The following is a 17,459-nucleotide window of genomic DNA, read 5'->3' on the forward strand; positions in this document are numbered from 1 at the left end:
ACCTTCTCGGCGACGGCGGCCTTCGCCTCCCCGTGATTCTCCCCCATGCCCGGCGGACCACCGACTCACCGGCCCGGGCGGTGCTCAACGCCTCAGCGCCGCATGAAGGGTGGGATATCGACCTCGTCGTCGTTGTCGTCACCGGAGTCCGGCGTATTCCGATTCGGCAGCGAACCACCGAAACCGCTCCCGGTAGGGCCCGGGTAACCACTGCCCGTACGACCGGACATGGGGGGAGCACCCTGCTGGTCACCCGACGCGGCACCGCCGGACGGCTGCTGCGGGCGCTGGGGCCCGCGTGGATCCACACCTTCCTGTCCCTGCTGGGAATCCTCGGTGTACTCGGTGGTCGCGGACTGCGGTCGCATCCGCTGGGCCATCGGACCCTGACTCGGCGGAACCGAGGATGCCGCCCCGGGGGAGGCCTGCCCCTGGGAAGTGGGGACCTGCTCGGCCGCTGCCTGATCCTGGGTCTGCTGTGGCCGGTGCTGCGCCGTACCCGTCTCCGCCTGCGCGGTCACGGCAGCCTGCGACGGTGCCTGCTCCCGTGCCGAGCTCGGCTGCTGGGTGGGCGACTGCCCGGCCTGCTCGGAGTTCGCCGGAGACTCGTCGTACTCGAAGCGGCTGTCCAGAACCTGCCCGTCGGCGATCTGGGTATCCTCGTCGTCCCGCGCCCCCACCTTCGTGGGATCCAGTTTCTTGTGCGTGGGTGCTCCGGCATCGAACCCGGCCGCGATGACGGTGACTCGTACCTCGTCACCGAGTGAGTCGTCGATCACGGTACCGAAGATGATGTTGGCCTCGGGATGCGCGGATTCCTGAACCAGCGACGCCGACTCGTTGATCTCGAACAGGCCGAGATCGGAACCACCCGCGATGGCCAGCAACACCCCGTGCGCGCCTTCCATCGAGGCCTCCAGCAACGGCGAGTTGATCGCCTTCTGGGCGGCCTGCACGGCCCTGCCCTCCCCGCAGGCGGAGCCGATGCCCATCAAGGCACTGCCCGCCCCGGACATGACGCTCTTGACGTCGGCGAAGTCGAGGTTGATCAGGCCGGGTGTGGTGATCAGATCCGTGATGCCCTGAACACCCGAGAGCAGGACCTCGTCGGCCGAGCGGAACGCGTCCATCAGGCTCACGCCGATGTCGCCGAGCTGCAGCAACCGGTCGTTGGGGATCACGATGAGCGTGTCGCACTCGTCGCGCAGATCCTTGATGCCCTGTTCGGCCTGGTTCGCTCGACGCTTGCCCTCGAAGGAGAAGGGGCGGGTGACCACGCCGATGGTCAATGCGCCCAGTTTTCGAGCGACCGAGGCGATCACCGGGGCACCACCGGTACCCGTACCACCGCCCTCACCGGCGGTGACGAACACCATGTCGGCGCCCTTGAGGACCTCTTCGATCTCGTCCTTGTGGTCGTCGGCGGCCTGGTAACCGACGTCGGGAGCAGCGCCCGCGCCGAGTCCCCGGGTCAGCTCACGACCGATGTCGAGCTTGACGTCGGCATCCGACATCAGCAGGGCCTGCGCATCGGTGTTCACCGCGATGAACTCGACACCCTTGAGCCCGACCTCGATCATGCGATTCACGGCGTTGACCCCGCCGCCACCGATGCCGACGACTTTGATCACCGCGAGATAGTTGTGCGGGGGCGTCATCGTCATCCGCCTTCCTGGTCGTGGCTCTGTGCTCGCTGGTGCTGGACCGCCGGTACGGCTTCCGTTCGGCGAACACCGGTCGACGACCGGCATGCCCCCCGGAAGCGGTTACAGGACCGAAACAGTCTCGACTCCGCATCCGAAACGGACGGTAGGCACGCACGCAGCCCGTAGTCCAGCAGCCACGCCGGTTGCCACCCCGGCGTGTCGCGCGGCCGCACTGGATTCCGCCTCGATCGCTGTTCTCCTCGTTCCGGACGGACCGTGCACCGCATCGCGCCGTGCGGCACTCCGGTGACACTCCGGCGGCACGGCACAAGCACGAGCTCGCTCCTCCCCTGTCCGATGCTCACGTGCGATGCTCACGTACCTGACGTGATCACCATCAACACCGTACCGCGCCGGCCATACTCGTGATCGGACCACTCGCCGATCTCCTCGCACGCAAAGTTTCCGAGGTGGACGGAACTTTCGCTCGCATGGCAGGGACGAACGTTTTCGTTCGCTGCTCGATCACCGAACGGAGGCGACGAGTTCCTCGATCGTGTTGCCGATCCGGCGCGCGTCGGCGGGGGTCGCGCTGTACATCCACTCACCGGTGTCGCCACGTGCATGGTGGTCGAGGTAGCGCCCGTCCGGCTCGGCGTTGTCGAACCACTTCACGACCCGGGATCGCCTGATGCGTCCGCCGCGGTCGCGCATGTTCGCGGCGAACTGGCCGACCCGCACGTGCTGTGCCTCGCCGATGGCCCGGTACAACGCCAGCTGCCGATCCCCGCTGCTGCTCCGCGTGGCCGGCGAGGTCTGCGCGGGCCGCAGGAATCCCCCCTGCTCGGATGCCTGCTCCCGCCCTTCGTCGCGGAACGAACTCGCCGGAACCGTGGCCGCCCCGCGATTGCCGGGCGGCGCGGGCGGCAGCGTCGGCAGGAGTGCTTGCGAGAGCGTGACTTTCTCGTGAACCTCGACGGTCAGCATGCCGCCGAAGCGCTCCGACTCACCGGGCGCTTGCACACCCAGCACCACACGGTTGCCCTCGGTGACCACCGCGACCGTGCGCCACATGGCTTGGTCGCCTGCTTCGGGGAACCACAGCGAGTCCACCCACAGATAGGGCGTGCTGAGTACCGTCAGCGCCTCGGCGAGTGGAGGCGCGATCTCGTCACCGACGAGGATTCCCGCCGCCTGCATGGTCGCCGCCTCGCGGCGCGCGAGTTCACCGACCTGCTGCGTGGTGTGGCCGAAATGTTCGACCTCCAGAGGCAGTGCCGGATCGTCCAGTTCCAGGTAACTGTGGACGAGATACAGATGCAGCGGATGCAGCTGCCAGCGGCCCACGACGGCCAACGGAGATACCCCTCCCTTGTCTCGGTGTGCTCCTGTGTCGGGATCGGCGGCTATTCGCCGAGGACCGGGGGCGCGGTCCTCGGCATGTCGTTGAACCAGACGTCGTCCCACTCCTCGAGCCAGCCGGGACGCTCGTGCTCCTCGTCCTCGCCACCCTGGTTCCGCCCGCCTCCCATGGCGCCCATCGGCATCCGACCGGCACCGCGGCCGGAGGAGCTGGCGCTCGAACTGCTCGGAGCAGGAGCGGCACCCTTGCCGCCGCCGACGGCACCGCTTCCGGCGCGTCCGCCCGGACTCATTCCGCCACCGGCCCGGCCCGTACCACCGGCCGGGGCATAGCCACCGGTGACAGCGCCGCCCCCGGCAGCGCCCCCGGCAACCCGGCCCGCACCGGCCCCGCCCGGGGTTCCGGACCCCGCAGCGCCGGGCGCACCATCTCCTGGGGTCGTCGGCTCGGGAGCCCACGCCGACCCGGACCCGGCCGGATCCTCCGGACCACCGGGTGCTCCCGGATACCCCGGCGATCCCGGTCCACCGCCCGACCCCGGATATCCCGGCGTGCCCGGCGAGGAGGAGCCACCCGGATACCCCGCCGGGCTCACCCCTCCCGAGCCTGCACCGAAACCACCACCAGAGCCGGAGCCGGCACCGGAGCCGCCGGGACCCGCCGTCGGCGGAACCGGCGGCACATCGGCCGGGGGCGGCTGCTGCGGCGGTGCCTCCTTGCCGTCCATCTGCTGGTAGGCCGGGACGGTTCTGTCCACTTCGGCGTACGTGCCGGTGAACACGCGCTCCATCGTCTCCTGCGCGTTGCGCTCGGCCTCCTGCCGCGCCCGCATCTGGTTGGTGGCGTCCATCGTGGCACCGGCCGGGCCGCCCAGGACCGAGGCGACGAAGCTCTGGCTGAGGTCGTGATCGTCCGGCTGGGGGACCGCGGCCTTGACCTGCCCCGCCGCCGAACCGGCCTGCTTGATTTTGTTGCCGGTCAGATGGAACACCTCACCGCTGGTGCGCATCCACTCGGCCTGGGGTGTGACCGAGCGGTTGGCCGCCTCGGCGGCTTGACCTTCCCAGCCACCCTGTATGGCGGCCGGAACTTCCTTGGCGAGCTCGTCACCGATGGTGCCGAGTTCCTTGCCGATGTTCTCCCAGCCCGTCCCGATCGCGTTCGCATCGCTCTCACTGAGCGAGCGCTGATTGGTGTCGTAAATGTGCCGGTGACTCAGCGACTTCCAGTTCTCGTGCTGCGAGATCGAGGGCGGATCGTAGCCGTTTCCCGACTGCAAGGACCGATTTTCCGCGGCGAGTTCCCGGCGTTGCTGCTGCCCTTCCTTTTGCGCGGCGGCAGCCTGCTCCTGGGCCGCGTTCTCGGCCATCGAATCGCCACCGAAGGAAGTGACCACGACGTCACGGACGTCCCCGACGCCCTCCTGAACCGCCGAACCAATGGCCTCGTCCACGCCCCCCAGAGCGTTATCCGCCCACTGTAAAAATCCCATGGCTTCCCCTGATCACGCCGGTTCCGGCATCTCCGGCTCGATCCGCTTCGCGATCTCCGTCGATTTCGCGCACTCGTCCAAGTCGTCAGGTAGCTCACTCTCGGAAACAGACACCTCGATCAAGCCCTTACCCGCGTTGAACATAGTAGAACAGATACGTGCCTGAGTCGCCCCTTTAGTGATCGCCTGCGCTCCGCTGCGTCCATTGACCTCGATGCGCTTGAACATAGCCCAACTGGGCTTCTTCGCAGCCGATTCGACAGTTTGTCGCATGTTCTTGTAGACAGTCGCGGTAATCGGATCGCCCCTGCTGTAGTCGCAACCTGGTTCCCACGGCAATGTTGTATTAGGAGATCCAGGCCCTTCCAGACCGAAATCCTTCAGATCCTGAGGCGCCAGCATCTTGCAGGGGTCCACTTTTTGCAGACTTTGCGAGGCGGACGGAGCGCTCGTTTCAGTGGATGGCCCCTCAACCGCGCCCCCGGCACTGCAGCCGCTCGCGCCCACCAGCGCCACACCGGCGGCCAGCACCATCAAAGATCGCGACCACACGCTCACTGCACACCCCTCTGCAAGCCCTGGGAGATCTGATCGTCGGTAGCACGATAATCCTTGACCGCCTGCCGATAGAGATCCGCCTTCCGCCGCAGCTCATCAGCACACTGGCTGAGCAGGTCCGCCGCACCCGTCTGCCCGTTGCTGGCCTTCAGGCCGAACTTGCGCGCCAACTGCACCCCCGAGGCATAGTCACCCAGCCCCGAAACCTGCTGAAGTTGGTTTGCTTGCCTTGCGAGCTCTTCGACCTTGAACGCCTTGTCCTCGTAGACCTTGGCTCCGGCCTCGGCCGCATCCGAGTCCATCTTGAGATGGCCCGCCGAGATCTGTTCCTGCAACCAAGCATTCTCGGCGGCGATACTGCCCATGGCCGAACTGGCCTGCATGAAGCCGGATTCCGGACTGGTCACCACGCGCCCCCGCACTCGACTGACGATCCCGCACCGACCGGCCACCGCCAGTCAGCAAGATCACCCTACCGAGAAGCCACACGCCCCGTCCGGGAAAACAACACACCCGTGATGTGACCCCCGTCTCACCCACTCAGCCGTCGCACGAACGCCGACCATCGCCACCGATCGAACACCAACACCGCACCCTGCGGGTCCTTCGAATCCCGCGCCGCAACCCCACCAGCCACGAACGCCACCTCCACACAGTCGGCGCCATTGTCGCTGTAGCTGGATTTGCGCCAGTCCGCGTACTCCCACATCTTCACGATGGCCTTCCGGCCATACCCCGAGACGATCCTTGATTGCCTCGACCGACTCCGTCGGCGACAGCGCTACCGACAGTAGCCGCTCACTGGATCGGATGACCGCTCAAGCCCGCGTGCGGACCGATCGCCGTGGGCAGCACCCTCAGGTCGATGTTGTCACAAGCTTCCAGTTCGAGAAGGTGTTCAAGCTGTGCCCGCATGGTGTCCACAGTTCCCACTGGACGATCCAGCACTGCTTCCTCGATAACCGCCGTCAATTGCAGTGGGTCCGCACAGTCGAGCCGCTGCTGCTGCCACGCCATCCACCTTCTCTGGGCGTGAGTCTCAGCGTGAACGGAACTTTCGCTCGCACAGAAGAGACGAGAGTTCCGCTCACTTCTCGCCGGCATCGGATCGGTGGTTCGAAGACGGCGGTCTCGGGTAGTCCGGACTCGACACTGGCCCCGCCAACGAGCTCCGCGCCGACCGAGGAGGACCGGTGACATCTTTCGACACGACTGCCACAGTGGACCGTGTCCGCACAGTCGCGGCCAGTTGCGTCCTGACGGTCGCAGTCATTCATGCTGCCCTTGTCCAGCCTCACCTGCGTGAACTGTTCTATCTGGGAGTTCTGTTCGCCATCGGCACGGCCGGACTCCTCGTCGCCTTCGCCGGTCTGCTACAGAGCCGTACCAGCGTGCTGAGTTGGTGGCTGGCCGGACTCGTCCTCCTCGGGATGTTCGGGGGATATCTCGCCAGTCGCACGACCGGTCTGCCGATGGGCCACACAGAGGAGTGGAACGCCTTCGGGATCGCCTCCGTCGTGGTGGAGTTCGTCTACTTCCTCGCGTTCGGTGCCATGATGTGGCTGCGTCCCGCACACGGCCCACTGCCCTAGCCACCGGCACCGGCAGCAATGGGTGAGCGGAACTTTCGCTCGCACAGAAGGGACGAGAGTTCCGCTCACTCCTGACCGCTCTCAGGAAACGGTGGGCAGTGCGGGACTGGTGACGTCGTAGACCTCGCCGGGGCGAGTCAGCAGCGGCGGCAGGATCGCCGCCTTGCGCTGCGAGAGCCGGGTACTGCCCCACTCCACCTTGCGTCCCTCGGTCAGCAGCAGCACCACATTGTCCGGCGTTTCGGCGACCACGGTCGTGACCTGGTCACGAACCGGTTCGGACAGCGACATGAGCACGGTCATCGCCGCCTGCGTGGCGGGATCGTCGGGTGCCACGCGCCCGACCCGCAGTTCCGGCATTCCCCCCGGTGGCCGGGGCACGGTCTCGAAGGCAACCCCCTCGGCGTCCACGAGCCGGATCCCGGCATCGGTCGCCGCGAAAACCACGGGAACGCGCTCGGAGATCCGCAGCGTGACGGTGGAGGGCCAGGACAGCTCCACACGCACCGACTCGATCTTGGAAATGCGCTGCAGCCGATTTCGGATCGCCGCCTCGTCGAGGCGCGCCATCGGCGTCCCCATCCGGATACTCGCGGTGTCGGCGACCTTGTCCTCACTCAACGTCGCGGCACCGACGACCTCGACCGAGCGCACTCCCAGCAGCGGCGTGAAGAACACGACGACGGCCAGCACGGTGGCACCGGTCAACACCAGGGGTAGAGCCCAGCGCCGTATCCGCCGAGAAGCACGTGCCCTGGGCCTCCTCGACGCACCGCCACGTACCGCACCACCGCGTACCGCGCTCCCCCTGCCCGTGCGGGCAGTGTTGGCACGGCCACCGCTGGGACGGTCACCGGAGCGGTCACTTCCCGGACGGCTCCGTGAGCGCCGCGGCGCGGACCGTTGCCGATCCGCGCCACCACGCCGCTGCGACTCGCTCACGCCTGTCCCGCCGAGTCGGAACCACCGGCCACACGGTCGACCTCGTTCAGGATCTCCGGGCCGAGCATCGTCACATCACCGGCTCCCATGGTCACGACCAGATCCCCGGGTCGTGCCAAACCCGCCACCAACGGAGCCGCAGCGGTGATCGAGGGCTCGTAGTGCACGCGTCCTTCCGGCAACGGCACCGACTCGGCAATCAGCGCACCGTTGACACCCGGCTCCGGGTCCTCCCGCGCGCCGTAGACATCGAGCAGGACCACCTCATCGGCCAAGCCGAGCGCGGTGGCGAACTCTCCGGCGAATGCCGCAGTACGGGAGTACAGGTGCGGCTGGAACACCACGATCAGGCGACCATCACCCACGACCGGCCGTGCGGCACGCAACTGTGCCTCCACTTCGGTCGGATGGTGCGCGTAGTCGTCGTAGACACGTACGCCATCCGCGCGGCCCTTGAACTCGAAACGGCGCCGCACGCCACCGAAAGCAGCCAGGCCCTCCAGCATCTCCTCCAGTGAAGCCCCCAGTTCGAGCCCGGCCAGCAGCGCCGCGACGGCATTGTCCGCCATGTGCTCCCCGGGTACCGACACGAACACATCGACATGCCCACCCGGACCAGCACCGGCCGACTCACCACCGGCAGGGCCGCCCCCGGCCATCAGTTCCACGGTGCCGACCCCGGCTCCGTGTTCGGCCCGGTAGCCGACGATCCGGGCATCTCCCGAACCGGTCACCGACTTTCCGTATCGGCGCACCCGGATACCCACCGACTCGGCGCGGTCGGCCAATACCGCCGCACCCGGGTCGTCGGCACCCGCGATCAGCACCCCGTCCGGTTCGATCCGGTGCAGAAATTCCTCGAACACGCCGGTGTAGGCGGCAGGAGTGCCGTGATGATCGAGGTGGTCGGGCTCGACATTGGTCACCACCGCCACCGAAGGTGCGAACACCAGGAACGAGCCGTCACTTTCATCGGCCTCGGCCACGAACAGGCCGCCCTCACCATGGTGGGCATTGGCTCCCGACTCGTTGAGGTCACCGCCGATGGCGAACGACGGATCGAGCCGACAGTGCTGGAGCGCGACCGTCAGCATCGACGTGGTCGTCGTCTTGCCGTGGGTACCGGTGACGCACGCGACCCGGTGATCGGCCATCAGCGCTGCCAGGGCCTCCGCACGGCGCAGCACGGCCACACCGCGGCGCTGCGCCTCGACGAGCTCCGGGTTGTCCTGCCTGATCGCCGTGGAAACCACCACGGCGGTCGGGTCGCCGTCGAACTGGTCGAGGTTGCTTTCCTCGTGCCCGAAGGCCACCTTGGCTCCCTGCGCACGCAGGGCGAGCACGGTAGGCGAGTCCCGGGCATCCGATCCCGAGACCTCGTGACCCCGCGCGAGCAGGATCCGCGCGATACCACTCATTCCCGCGCCACCGATCCCCACGAGATGGACCCGGGACAGCAGCGTGCCGGAACCCGCGCCCTCCTGCGTCGACGGGGCGGAGTCGAAGGATCCACTCACGGAGTCGGTTCTCACTGCGCGGCCACCTCCAGTGCTATCTGTGCCAGGACACGGTCCGCCTCGCGATGCCCGGTACCCAGTGTCGCGCGACTCATCTCGTGCAACCGGCGCGGGTCGCTCACCAGTGGCAGTACCTCGTCGACGACCCGTTGCGGAGTCATCTCCGCGTCGGCTACCAGTCTCGCACCTCCCGCGGTGACCACCGGCTGCGCGTTGAGTGCCTGCTCACCGTTGCCGTGGGCGAGCGGGACGAACACGGCGGGTAACCCGACGGCCGACACCTCGGCGACGGTCATCGCACCCGAGCGGCACACCACCAGGTCGGCGGCCGCGTAGGCCAGGTCCATCCGCTCCAGGTACGGCACCGTCACGTAGCGCGGCGCACCGGGGACCGCCTGCACGGCCACGGTGTTCTTGGGGCCGTGCGCGTGCAGCACCCCGACACCGGCGCGCCCCAATGCTTCCGCCGCGCCCGAGAAGGCCGTGTTCAGTGTTTGAGCACCCTGCGACCCCCCGAACACCAGAATCGTGGGGGCCTGCGGATGCAGACCGAAGTGGGCCCGCGCCCGGGCACGCAGCGCCGCGCGGTCCAGCGAGGTGATCGACTCCCGCAGTGGGATGCCGATCGCCTGCGCACCGGCAAGGCCGGTGTCGGGCACCGCCGAGAGCACCCGCTTGGCCAGTCGCGCACCGACCTTGTTGGCCAGGCCGGCACTGGCATTGGCCTCGTGCACGACGATCGGGACCCGCCCCCGCGCGGCCAGGTAGGCCGACAGCGACACGTATCCACCGAAACCGACCACCACATCGGCCTCGGCACGCTCCAGGACCGCACGGGTGCGCCGGACCGACTCCCGCACCTTCGACGGCATCCGCAGCAGTTCCGCACTGGCTTTGCGCGGCATCGGCACCGGCGGAACCAGCTCCAGCGGATAGCCGCGCGCGGGCACGATCTCGTTCTCCAGGCCACGCTCGGTGCCGAGGGCGAGCACCCGAGCGTCCGGCCGCAGTCTGCGTACGGCGTCGGCGAGGGCCATCGCAGGTTCGATGTGGCCTGCGGTGCCGCCGCCTGCGACCACCACCGAAGGCGCCCGCTGCGCCAGGGGCCGGCCGCCGGGGTGTGCTGCCTGCCCGAAACCGGGAGCTCCGAAGGTGCCCGGGGGCGGTTGTTGCCCGCTCAACTATGTCCTCCTCGTCATTGTGTCCGAAACGCCTGTCTCCGGGATGGCTGCTTCCGGGAAGTTCCGCGTGCACCACGGGTATCACCGCTGCGGCGGCTGCTCTGGCGGCCGGCTTGTGCCGCGTTGTTCTGGGCCGGCCCCGAGCGGGGGCTCTTGCTTCGGGACGGGCCACTGCCCGGGCGTGTGGTGGGCCCCGAGGTTTTCGCCGGACGTTTCCTGACCGGTGGGCGGTACGGGGCGGGTGTGGGCAGCCGCAGCAACCTGCCGATCCGTCCGGGCCCGAGCGAGCGCAGCGCGGCGATCGCCTCCGGTTCGTGACGGGCGAAATTCGCCAGCAGCCCGAACACCACCATCGTGGTCACCACCGAACTGCCTCCCGAGGAGATCAACGGCAGTGGTAGGCCGGTCACCGGCAACAGTCCCACGACGTAGCCGATGTTGATCGCAGCCTGGGCGACCAACCAGGTCGTCAACGTGGCGGCCACCAGCCGGATCCACGGATCGGTGTTACGGGCGGCGATGCGCATCCCCACATACGCCGTGGTGCCGTACAGCATCAGCACCATCGCGCAGCCGATGAATCCCAGTTCCTCCCCGATCACGGCGAAGATGAAGTCGTTGTGCGCGTTGGGCAGGTACTCCCACTTCGACCAGCCCTGGCCGAGGCCCTTGCCGAACAATCCCCCGTCGGCCAGGGCGTACAGGGCCTGCAGGGCGTGGTAGCCGTTGCCGAGCGGGTCGGCCCCCGGGTTGAGGAAGGACACCAGCCGGGCCATGCGGTAACCGGCGGCGACCGCCAGGAGCACACCTCCGGTCACCGCCCCCAGCGCCATGACCGCGAACAGCCGCAGCGGCGCCCCGGCGAACCACAGCAGCGCCAGCAGCACGATGCCCAGTATCGCCGTCGAGCCCAGATCCGGCTGCAGCATCACCAGGGTGAACATCAGCAACGCCGCCGGAAGCACCGGCACCAGCAGGTGGCGGTACTGGCCCAGCAGCGCCCGCTTGGTCACCAGCACGTGCGCGCCCCACAGCGCCAGAGCCACCTTTGCGGGCTCCACCGGCTGGAACGACACGCCCGCCACCACGAACCAGCTCTGCGCACCGTTGGCGTAGAACCCCAGCGGGGTCAGCACGAGCGCCAGCAGCAGCAGGCACAGCGCCAGCAGCACGTGGCTGAACCGACGCAGCAGCCACACCGGCGTCCGCAGGGCCGCGTAGAACACGGTGGCGCCGATCGCGCAGTACATGAGCTGGTGCACGAACACGCTGTAGGACGAGCCCGCTTGGTTGAACGAGTCGACACTCGATGCCGACAGCACCATCACCAGGCCGAACACCGTCAGCAGCCCGAACACGGCCAGCAGCAGATGGAAGGAGGCCAACGGCCGGGTCAACCATGCGGTCAGCGCCGTGCCCAGGTTCCGCAGGCCCACAGGCCTGTTCGTCCGTGTGCTCCTGCTCGCGGTTTCGGTGCCGGTTCCGGTGGCCACCGCCATCACCCACCCTGCCCGCCCGCGGCCTCGGCAACCTGGTCACGGACGACCACGGTGCGGACCGCATCGGCGAATGCTCGGCCCCGGTGCGCGTAGTCGGTGAACATGTCCATCGACGCGGCGGCAGGCGCGAGCACAACGGCCGTACCCGGCCGTGCGAATTCGGCTGCGAGACCAACAGCACTCACCATGGCCGCTTCTCCTGTTGCCCCGGCCTCCCCCGGATCGACCTCACGCACGGGCACCTCCGGCGCGTGCCGGGCCAGCGCCGCCGCGAACCGGTCCCGGTCCTGCCCGATCAGTACCGCCGCGTCCAGCCGGTCGACCTGGGCGGACACGAGAGCGTCGACATCGGCTCCCTTGAGTAGCCCACCTGCGATCCACACCACGCGCGGATGAGCTCCCAGCGCCGCCGCGGCCGCGTGCGGATTGGTCGCCTTGGAGTCATCGACATAGACGACTCCTGCCGACTCGGCCACCACCACGGAGCGGTGTGCACCGGGTTCGAAGGCGTGCAACCCACGGGCCACGGCTTCGGCCCGCACACCCAGCGCACGGGCGAGTGCCGTGGCGGCGAGCGCGTTGGTCACATTGTGCGGGCCCGGCGGGTGCACATCGGCGAGCGAAGCCAGCACGGCCCCGTCATCGGTGCCGTCGGAGCAGTCGGTGCGGTCCAACAAGCGGCCGTCGGCGATGCCGATCTGCCCGGATTCCGGTGGCGCGGTGGTGCAGGCGATCCGGTGGTCCCCTCGGGCGTTGGCGAGATGTGTCGACCAGGCGTCGTCGGCGTTGAACACGACCACGGCAGCGCGGTCGTAGATCCTGCCTTTGGCCGCACCGTAGGCGGCCAGCGATCCGTGCCAGTCGAGATGGTCGTCGGCGAGATTGAGCACCACGGCGGCATGGGGGGCCAGCGTGTTCGACCAGTGCAGTTGAAAACTCGACAGCTCGACCGCCAGCACCCGGTGCCCGGCCCGCACGGCATCGATGGCGGGCAGGCCGACATTGCCGCATGCCACCGCGTCCAAGCCTGCCGATCGTAGGATCGACTCGAGCATCCCGACCGTGGTCGTTTTGCCGTTGGTGCCGGTCACCGCGAGCCAGGTGGCCGGTTCGGGGCTGTCCCGGTCGAAACGCCAGGCCAGTTCGATCTCACCGATCACCTCGATACCGTCCTGCGCGGCCGCAGCCAGCAGCGGTGCATCGGGGCGCCAGCCCGGGCTCGTCACCACCAGGTCCGTCCCGTGCGGTGGCTCCGTCAGTCCGGCGACCAGCTCGGCTCCCCGCGACCGCAACGGCTCCAGGGTGGCCAGCCGATCCGCGGAGGCATCGGTGACCGTGACCACAGCACCCTCGGCAAGCAATGCCTCGGCCGCCGAACGGCCGGACACACCGGCTCCGGCCACCAGAACCCGTCGACGCATGTCTCCTCCGAGTGCCTACAGACCGTTGCCGCCCGCCAGCGACAACCAGTCGGCATAGAACAGGCCGATTCCGAACAGGCAGCTGATCCCGGCCAGGATCCAGAACCGGATGATCACCGTGGTCTCCGCCCATCCGGCGAGCTCGAAGTGGTGGTGAAACGGTGCCATCCGGAACAGCCGACGCCGCGAGGTGCGGAACACCGCGATCTGCAGCACCACCGACAACGCCTCGACCACGAACAGACCGCCCACGACGATCATCAGCAACTCGGTGCGGGTGGTCATCGACAGGCCCGCGAGCAACCCTCCGATGGCCAGGGAACCGGTGTCGCCCATGAAAATCTTCGCGGGAGCCGCGTTCCACCACAAAAAGCCCACGCACGCCGCCATCGCCGATGCGGCGACCACCGCCACATCGAGTGGGTCACGCACCTGGTAACAGGCGGGGCCGATGTTCTGCTCCAGACCACAGGAGTAGCGGAACTGCCAGAACGAGATCAGCACGTAGCTGGCCAGGACCATGGCGGCCGTACCGCCCGCGAGACCGTCCATGCCGTCGGTGAAGTTCACCGCGTTCGACCAGCCGCTGATCGCGATGTAGGCGAAGATGATGAACCCGATCGTGCCGAACGAGACCACGGTGATGTCGCGGATGAACGACAGTTGTTCGGAGGCCGGAGTGATGCCGTTTTGGTCGGGGAACCGCAGCGCCAGGATCGCGAAGATCACCGAGGCGAGCAGTTGGCCGACCAGCTTCGCCGTCTTGTTCAGCCCGAGATTGCGCCGTCTGCGGATCTTGATGAAGTCGTCGAGGAACCCGACGATGCCGAGCACCGTGGTCAGGCCGAGCACGAGCAACCCGGTCACGGTCGGCCAACCGTCGGACACCGTGAGGTGGGTGACCAGGTAGCCGGCCCACATGGCGACGAGGATCGCCATCCCGCCCATCGTGGGTGTGCCGCGCTTGGCCGAGTGCGACTTCTGTACCTCTTCCCGAATTTCCTGGCCGAAGCCCTGCTTGGAAAAGATCCGGATCAGATACGGCGTGAACAGGATGGAGACCACCAGCGCCACCGCAGCGGCGACCAGAATGCTCTTCACGCAGGACCACCATCCTGACCGGCAGCCCCCGACGGGCTCAGCAGAGCCTCGGCGACGCGCCACAGCGCTGCCACCTTCGACGCCTTGGTCAGCACGACATCACCGGGGCGCAGCTCGTCGCGCAGCAACGCGACAGCGGCCTCGACGTCGGGCACCAGAACCGACTCCTCTCCCCACGATCCTTCCAGCCAAGCACCTCGGTGCATCGGGCGAGCCTCCTCGCCGACGACCACCAGGTGGTCGATGTTCAACCGGACGGCCAACCGTCCGATCTCGTCGTGCGCGTCCGCACCGGAATCGCCCAGCTCGCCCATCACCCCGAGCACCGCCCACGCTCGACCGGGCTTGTCGCGGGTCATCGATGCCAACGTCTTCAGTGCCGCGCGGACCGACTCGGGGTTGGCGTTGTAGGAGTCGTTGACCACCGTGACCCCGTCGGCGGTCTCGGTGACCTCCATGCGCCGTGCCGAAACCCGATGCACGCCGCCGAGGCGTTCGGCGACCTCCTCGAACGAGGCCCCCGATTCGAGCGCGATCGCGGCGGCGGTGAGCGCATTGCCGATGTGGTGCTCCCCGTGCAGTGGCAAGGTCACCGCGGCCCGGTTTTCTCCTGCGACGCTGCCCGCGGCGGTGACCAGCGTGAAGCTCGGCCGGGCCTGCTCATCGAGTTCGATGCCCTCGGCACGGACGTGTGCCTGCGGACTCTGCCCGACCAGCACGACACGGGCCCTCGTCCGCTCAGCCATCGCGGCGACCAACGGGTCGTCGGCATTGAGGACCGCCAGCCCGCCTTCTTCCGCTCCGGGCAGTGCCTCGACGAGTTCACCCTTGGCCCGGGCCACCGCTTCCTGCGAGCCGAACTCGCCGAGATGGGCGCTGCCGACGTTGAGCACCGCTCCGATGCGGGGCGGTGCCGCCGCGCACAGTGCGGCGATGTGTCCGACCCCGCGCGCGGACAACTCCAGCACCAGGTGACGCGTGTCCTCGTCGGCACGCAGAGCGGTCCACGGGTGACCGAGTTCGTTGTTGAACGATCCCGGCGGTGCCACCGTCGGCCCGAGCGGTTCGAGCATCTGGGCGATCAGGTCCTTGGTCGAGGTCTTGCCGGACGAACCGGTCACCCCGACCACGGTGAGCCGCAACAGCCGATCCACCACGTACCGGGAGAGTCGGGCCAGGGCCGCCAACACCGCCGCGCCGGAGCCGTCGGTATCGGCGGCCAGCGCCATCACGCCGGAGCGGTCCTCGTCCTCCACCGGAGGGACGATCACCGCGGGGGCGTCGACCTCCCGCGCGGCGAGTACGCCCACCGCACCGTCGGCGACCGCCCGACCGGCGAAGTCGTGCCCGTCCACCCGCTCGCCGGGAACGGCCACGAACAGGTCGCCGGAACGCAGCTTCCGCGAATCGAACTCCACGGTCCCCGAGACGGTCTCGGAACCGTCCGCACGGTGGAGCCTGCCGCCAACCGCCGCCGAGATCTCGTCGAGGCTGAGCCGGATCACCTTTCCTCCTCGTCGCATCCCCGACCGCCGGTCGGGGCGTTGTGCCCCAGTCCGATGCCCGCCCCCTGCGAGCCTTCGAGTCGTGTGCGCAACGCGACCGCGAGTTCGTCGCGGTCGGAAAAGGAGTGCACGACTCCTGCCACTTCCTGCCCGGTCTCGTGTCCCTTGCCCGCCACGACCACCACGTCGCCGTCCTCGGCACGACGGACCGCCTCGGCGATGGCCGCACGCCGATCGCCGATCTCGATCAGTTCACCACGCTGCCCGCCGGGCACGTTCCGGGCTCCGGTGAGCATGGCTTCCCGGATCGTGCCCGGATTCTCACTGCGGGGGTTGTCGTCGGTGACGATCAGCAGATCGGATCGGCGTGCCGCCGCCTCACCCATCACGGGACGTTTGGCGGCATCCCGGTCGCCTCCGCACCCGAGGACCACGATCACCTTCCCGGTCACCTGGGCTCGAGCTGCGTCGAGCACCGCGGAGACCGCGCCGGGCTTGTGGGAATAGTCCACCACAGCGGCGAAGTCCTGCCCGAGTGCGACACGCTCCATGCGTCCCGGCACGTCGACTTCCGCCAGGCCCCGTTCGATCGCCGCAGCGGGGACACCCGCCGCGTGCAGAACCGCGGCGGCGAGCAGCCCATTGGCGACGTTGAAGGGGCCGGGCAAGCGCAGTCGGATGTCGAGCCGCACATCATCCGGGCCCGAGGCGCGGAATCGCTGCTCACCCGTGGGGGTGGCAACGATGTCCGAGGCCGTCCACACGGCTTCGCCCACTGTGGACACGGTGACTGTCGTGGGGCCGACCAAGCGGTTACCCCACTCGGTGTCGGTGCACACGACCTCGTGTTCGGAGCGGCCGTCGAACAGCATCGCCTTCGCCGCGAAGTAGTCGTCGAGATCGCGGTGGAAGTCGAGGTGATCCTGGGACAGGTTGGTGAAGGCTCCCACCGCGAACCGGGTGCCGGAAACCCGGCCCAGCGCCAGCGCATGGCTGGAGACTTCCATCGGAACGTGGGTCACACCGTGCTCGACCATGACCGCCAGCAATGCCTGTAGATCGGGAGCTTCCGGTGTGGTGAAAGCGCTGTCCAGCCGTTGTCCGGCGATGCGGGTTTCCACCGTGCCGACCAACCCGGTGGTGAACCCTGCCGCGCGCAGGGCGGACTCCAGCAGGTAGGTGGTGGTGGTTTTGCCCGAAGTGCCGGTGATGCCCAGGATCGACAACCGTTGCGAGGGTTTGCCGTAAATGTGGGCGGCGGCCACACCGAGTGCCCCCCGGGGAGCCTCGTGCACCAGCAGCGGCACCGAACCGTCCTGTACCCGCGGATGACCTGTCAGGGCCGCACGTTCGGCGCCCGTCTCGTCGGTGAGCACGGCGCCGGCGCCCGCATCCAGCGCCTCTCCGGCGAAGTCGGCACCGTGTGCTCGTGCGCCGGGCAGCGCGGCGAACAGGTCACCGGCACGGACATGCTGCGCGCGCAGGGTCGCCCCGGACACCGCTGTCGGCCCGTGAGCAGCGGCACGAACGAGTCGGGCGCCGAGGGATTCGGCAAGCTGTTCGGCGTCCACCGGCTCGACGTGAGCAGGGCGAGGCGGGACTGTCGCAACCGCGGAAGGCACGACGCGAAGGTTACCGGTAC

Annotated in this window: 16 protein-coding genes; 1 reads left to right on the forward strand and 15 read right to left on the reverse strand. The window is 68.4% G+C overall.

Annotation, left to right across the window (positions count from 1 at the left end):
• Window positions 1–92 precede the first annotated feature (92 nt).
• The 7 genes from ftsZ to JOF55_RS24355 all read right to left on the reverse strand — a co-directional run bounded on the left by ftsZ (window position 93) and on the right by JOF55_RS24355 (window position 6,076).
• Window positions 93–1,658, reverse strand: coding sequence for a cell division protein FtsZ (ftsZ, locus tag JOF55_RS03650; protein WP_374727377.1), 1,566 nt, complete (start codon window positions 1,656–1,658; stop codon window positions 93–95).
• Window positions 1,659–2,171: 513 nt separating this feature from the next.
• Entirely contained in the window at window positions 2,172–2,993 is an 822-nt protein-coding gene (locus JOF55_RS03655) for an ESX secretion-associated protein EspG (protein WP_310278265.1), read from the reverse strand.
• A gap of 59 nt (window positions 2,994–3,052) precedes the next feature.
• The gene (locus tag JOF55_RS03660) at window positions 3,053–4,501 is read right to left on the reverse strand and encodes a PPE domain-containing protein (RefSeq protein WP_310269561.1); all 1,449 of its coding nucleotides are present in this window, start codon (window positions 4,499–4,501) and stop codon (window positions 3,053–3,055) included.
• 12 nt (window positions 4,502–4,513) lie between these two features.
• Window positions 4,514–5,059 carry a DUF3558 family protein gene (locus JOF55_RS03665; RefSeq protein WP_310269565.1) on the reverse strand — a complete coding sequence of 182 codons (546 nt, stop codon included), beginning with the start codon at window positions 5,057–5,059 and terminating at the stop codon, window positions 4,514–4,516.
• Entirely contained in the window at window positions 5,056–5,466 is a 411-nt protein-coding gene (locus tag JOF55_RS03670; RefSeq protein ID WP_310269568.1) for a hypothetical protein, read from the reverse strand. The genes JOF55_RS03665 and JOF55_RS03670 overlap by 4 nt, the downstream gene beginning before the upstream one ends.
• A 125-nt stretch (window positions 5,467–5,591) precedes the next feature.
• Window positions 5,592–5,768 (reverse strand): DUF397 domain-containing protein, encoded by a 177-nt coding sequence (locus JOF55_RS03675; RefSeq protein WP_310278268.1) that lies wholly within the window; start codon window positions 5,766–5,768, stop codon window positions 5,592–5,594.
• Between the two features lie 89 nt (window positions 5,769–5,857).
• Complete coding sequence (locus JOF55_RS24355) at window positions 5,858–6,076, reverse strand: Scr1 family TA system antitoxin-like transcriptional regulator (RefSeq protein WP_374727215.1); 219 nt, start codon at window positions 6,074–6,076, stop codon at window positions 5,858–5,860.
• 176 nt (window positions 6,077–6,252) lie between these two features.
• Here JOF55_RS24355 and JOF55_RS03685 point away from each other — a divergent pair, with 176 nt between their 5' ends.
• Entirely contained in the window at window positions 6,253–6,651 is a 399-nt protein-coding gene (locus JOF55_RS03685) for a hypothetical protein (protein WP_310269574.1), read from the forward strand.
• Window positions 6,652–6,732: 81 nt separating this feature from the next.
• On the opposite strand, the gene JOF55_RS03690 is transcribed toward JOF55_RS03685, so the two are convergent.
• From JOF55_RS03690 to JOF55_RS03725, 8 genes are all read right to left on the reverse strand, one after another.
• The gene (locus JOF55_RS03690; RefSeq protein WP_310269578.1) at window positions 6,733–7,362 is read right to left on the reverse strand and encodes a cell division protein FtsQ/DivIB; all 630 of its coding nucleotides are present in this window, start codon (window positions 7,360–7,362) and stop codon (window positions 6,733–6,735) included.
• A 227-nt stretch (window positions 7,363–7,589) separates the two neighbouring features.
• Window positions 7,590–9,011 (reverse strand): UDP-N-acetylmuramate--L-alanine ligase, encoded by a 1,422-nt coding sequence (murC, locus tag JOF55_RS03695; protein WP_374727378.1) that lies wholly within the window; start codon window positions 9,009–9,011, stop codon window positions 7,590–7,592.
• Between the two features lie 110 nt (window positions 9,012–9,121).
• Window positions 9,122–10,213 carry an undecaprenyldiphospho-muramoylpentapeptide beta-N-acetylglucosaminyltransferase gene (gene murG / locus JOF55_RS03700; RefSeq protein WP_374727379.1) on the reverse strand — a complete coding sequence of 364 codons (1,092 nt, stop codon included), beginning with the start codon at window positions 10,211–10,213 and terminating at the stop codon, window positions 9,122–9,124.
• Window positions 10,214–10,305: 92 nt separating this feature from the next.
• Window positions 10,306–11,790, reverse strand: coding sequence for a putative lipid II flippase FtsW (gene ftsW, locus JOF55_RS03705; protein ID WP_374727216.1), 1,485 nt, complete (start codon window positions 11,788–11,790; stop codon window positions 10,306–10,308).
• Complete coding sequence (gene murD / locus JOF55_RS03710; RefSeq protein WP_310269589.1) at window positions 11,790–13,211, reverse strand: UDP-N-acetylmuramoyl-L-alanine--D-glutamate ligase; 1,422 nt, start codon at window positions 13,209–13,211, stop codon at window positions 11,790–11,792. Before murD ends, ftsW begins: the two co-directional genes overlap by 1 nt.
• 15 nt (window positions 13,212–13,226) lie before the next feature.
• Complete coding sequence (mraY, locus tag JOF55_RS03715) at window positions 13,227–14,312, reverse strand: phospho-N-acetylmuramoyl-pentapeptide-transferase (RefSeq protein WP_310269592.1); 1,086 nt, start codon at window positions 14,310–14,312, stop codon at window positions 13,227–13,229.
• Window positions 14,309–15,817, reverse strand: coding sequence for a UDP-N-acetylmuramoyl-tripeptide--D-alanyl-D-alanine ligase (locus tag JOF55_RS03720; RefSeq protein WP_310269595.1), 1,509 nt, complete (start codon window positions 15,815–15,817; stop codon window positions 14,309–14,311). The genes mraY and JOF55_RS03720 overlap by 4 nt, the downstream gene beginning before the upstream one ends.
• Window positions 15,814–17,439 (reverse strand): UDP-N-acetylmuramoyl-L-alanyl-D-glutamate--2,6-diaminopimelate ligase, encoded by a 1,626-nt coding sequence (locus JOF55_RS03725; protein ID WP_310269597.1) that lies wholly within the window; start codon window positions 17,437–17,439, stop codon window positions 15,814–15,816. Before JOF55_RS03725 ends, JOF55_RS03720 begins: the two co-directional genes overlap by 4 nt.
• Between the last annotated feature and the right edge of the window lie 20 nt (window positions 17,440–17,459).

Origin of the sequence: Haloactinomyces albus (genome assembly GCF_031458135.1) — a bacterium.
GTDB lineage: Bacteria > Actinomycetota > Actinomycetes > Mycobacteriales > Pseudonocardiaceae > Haloactinomyces > Haloactinomyces albus.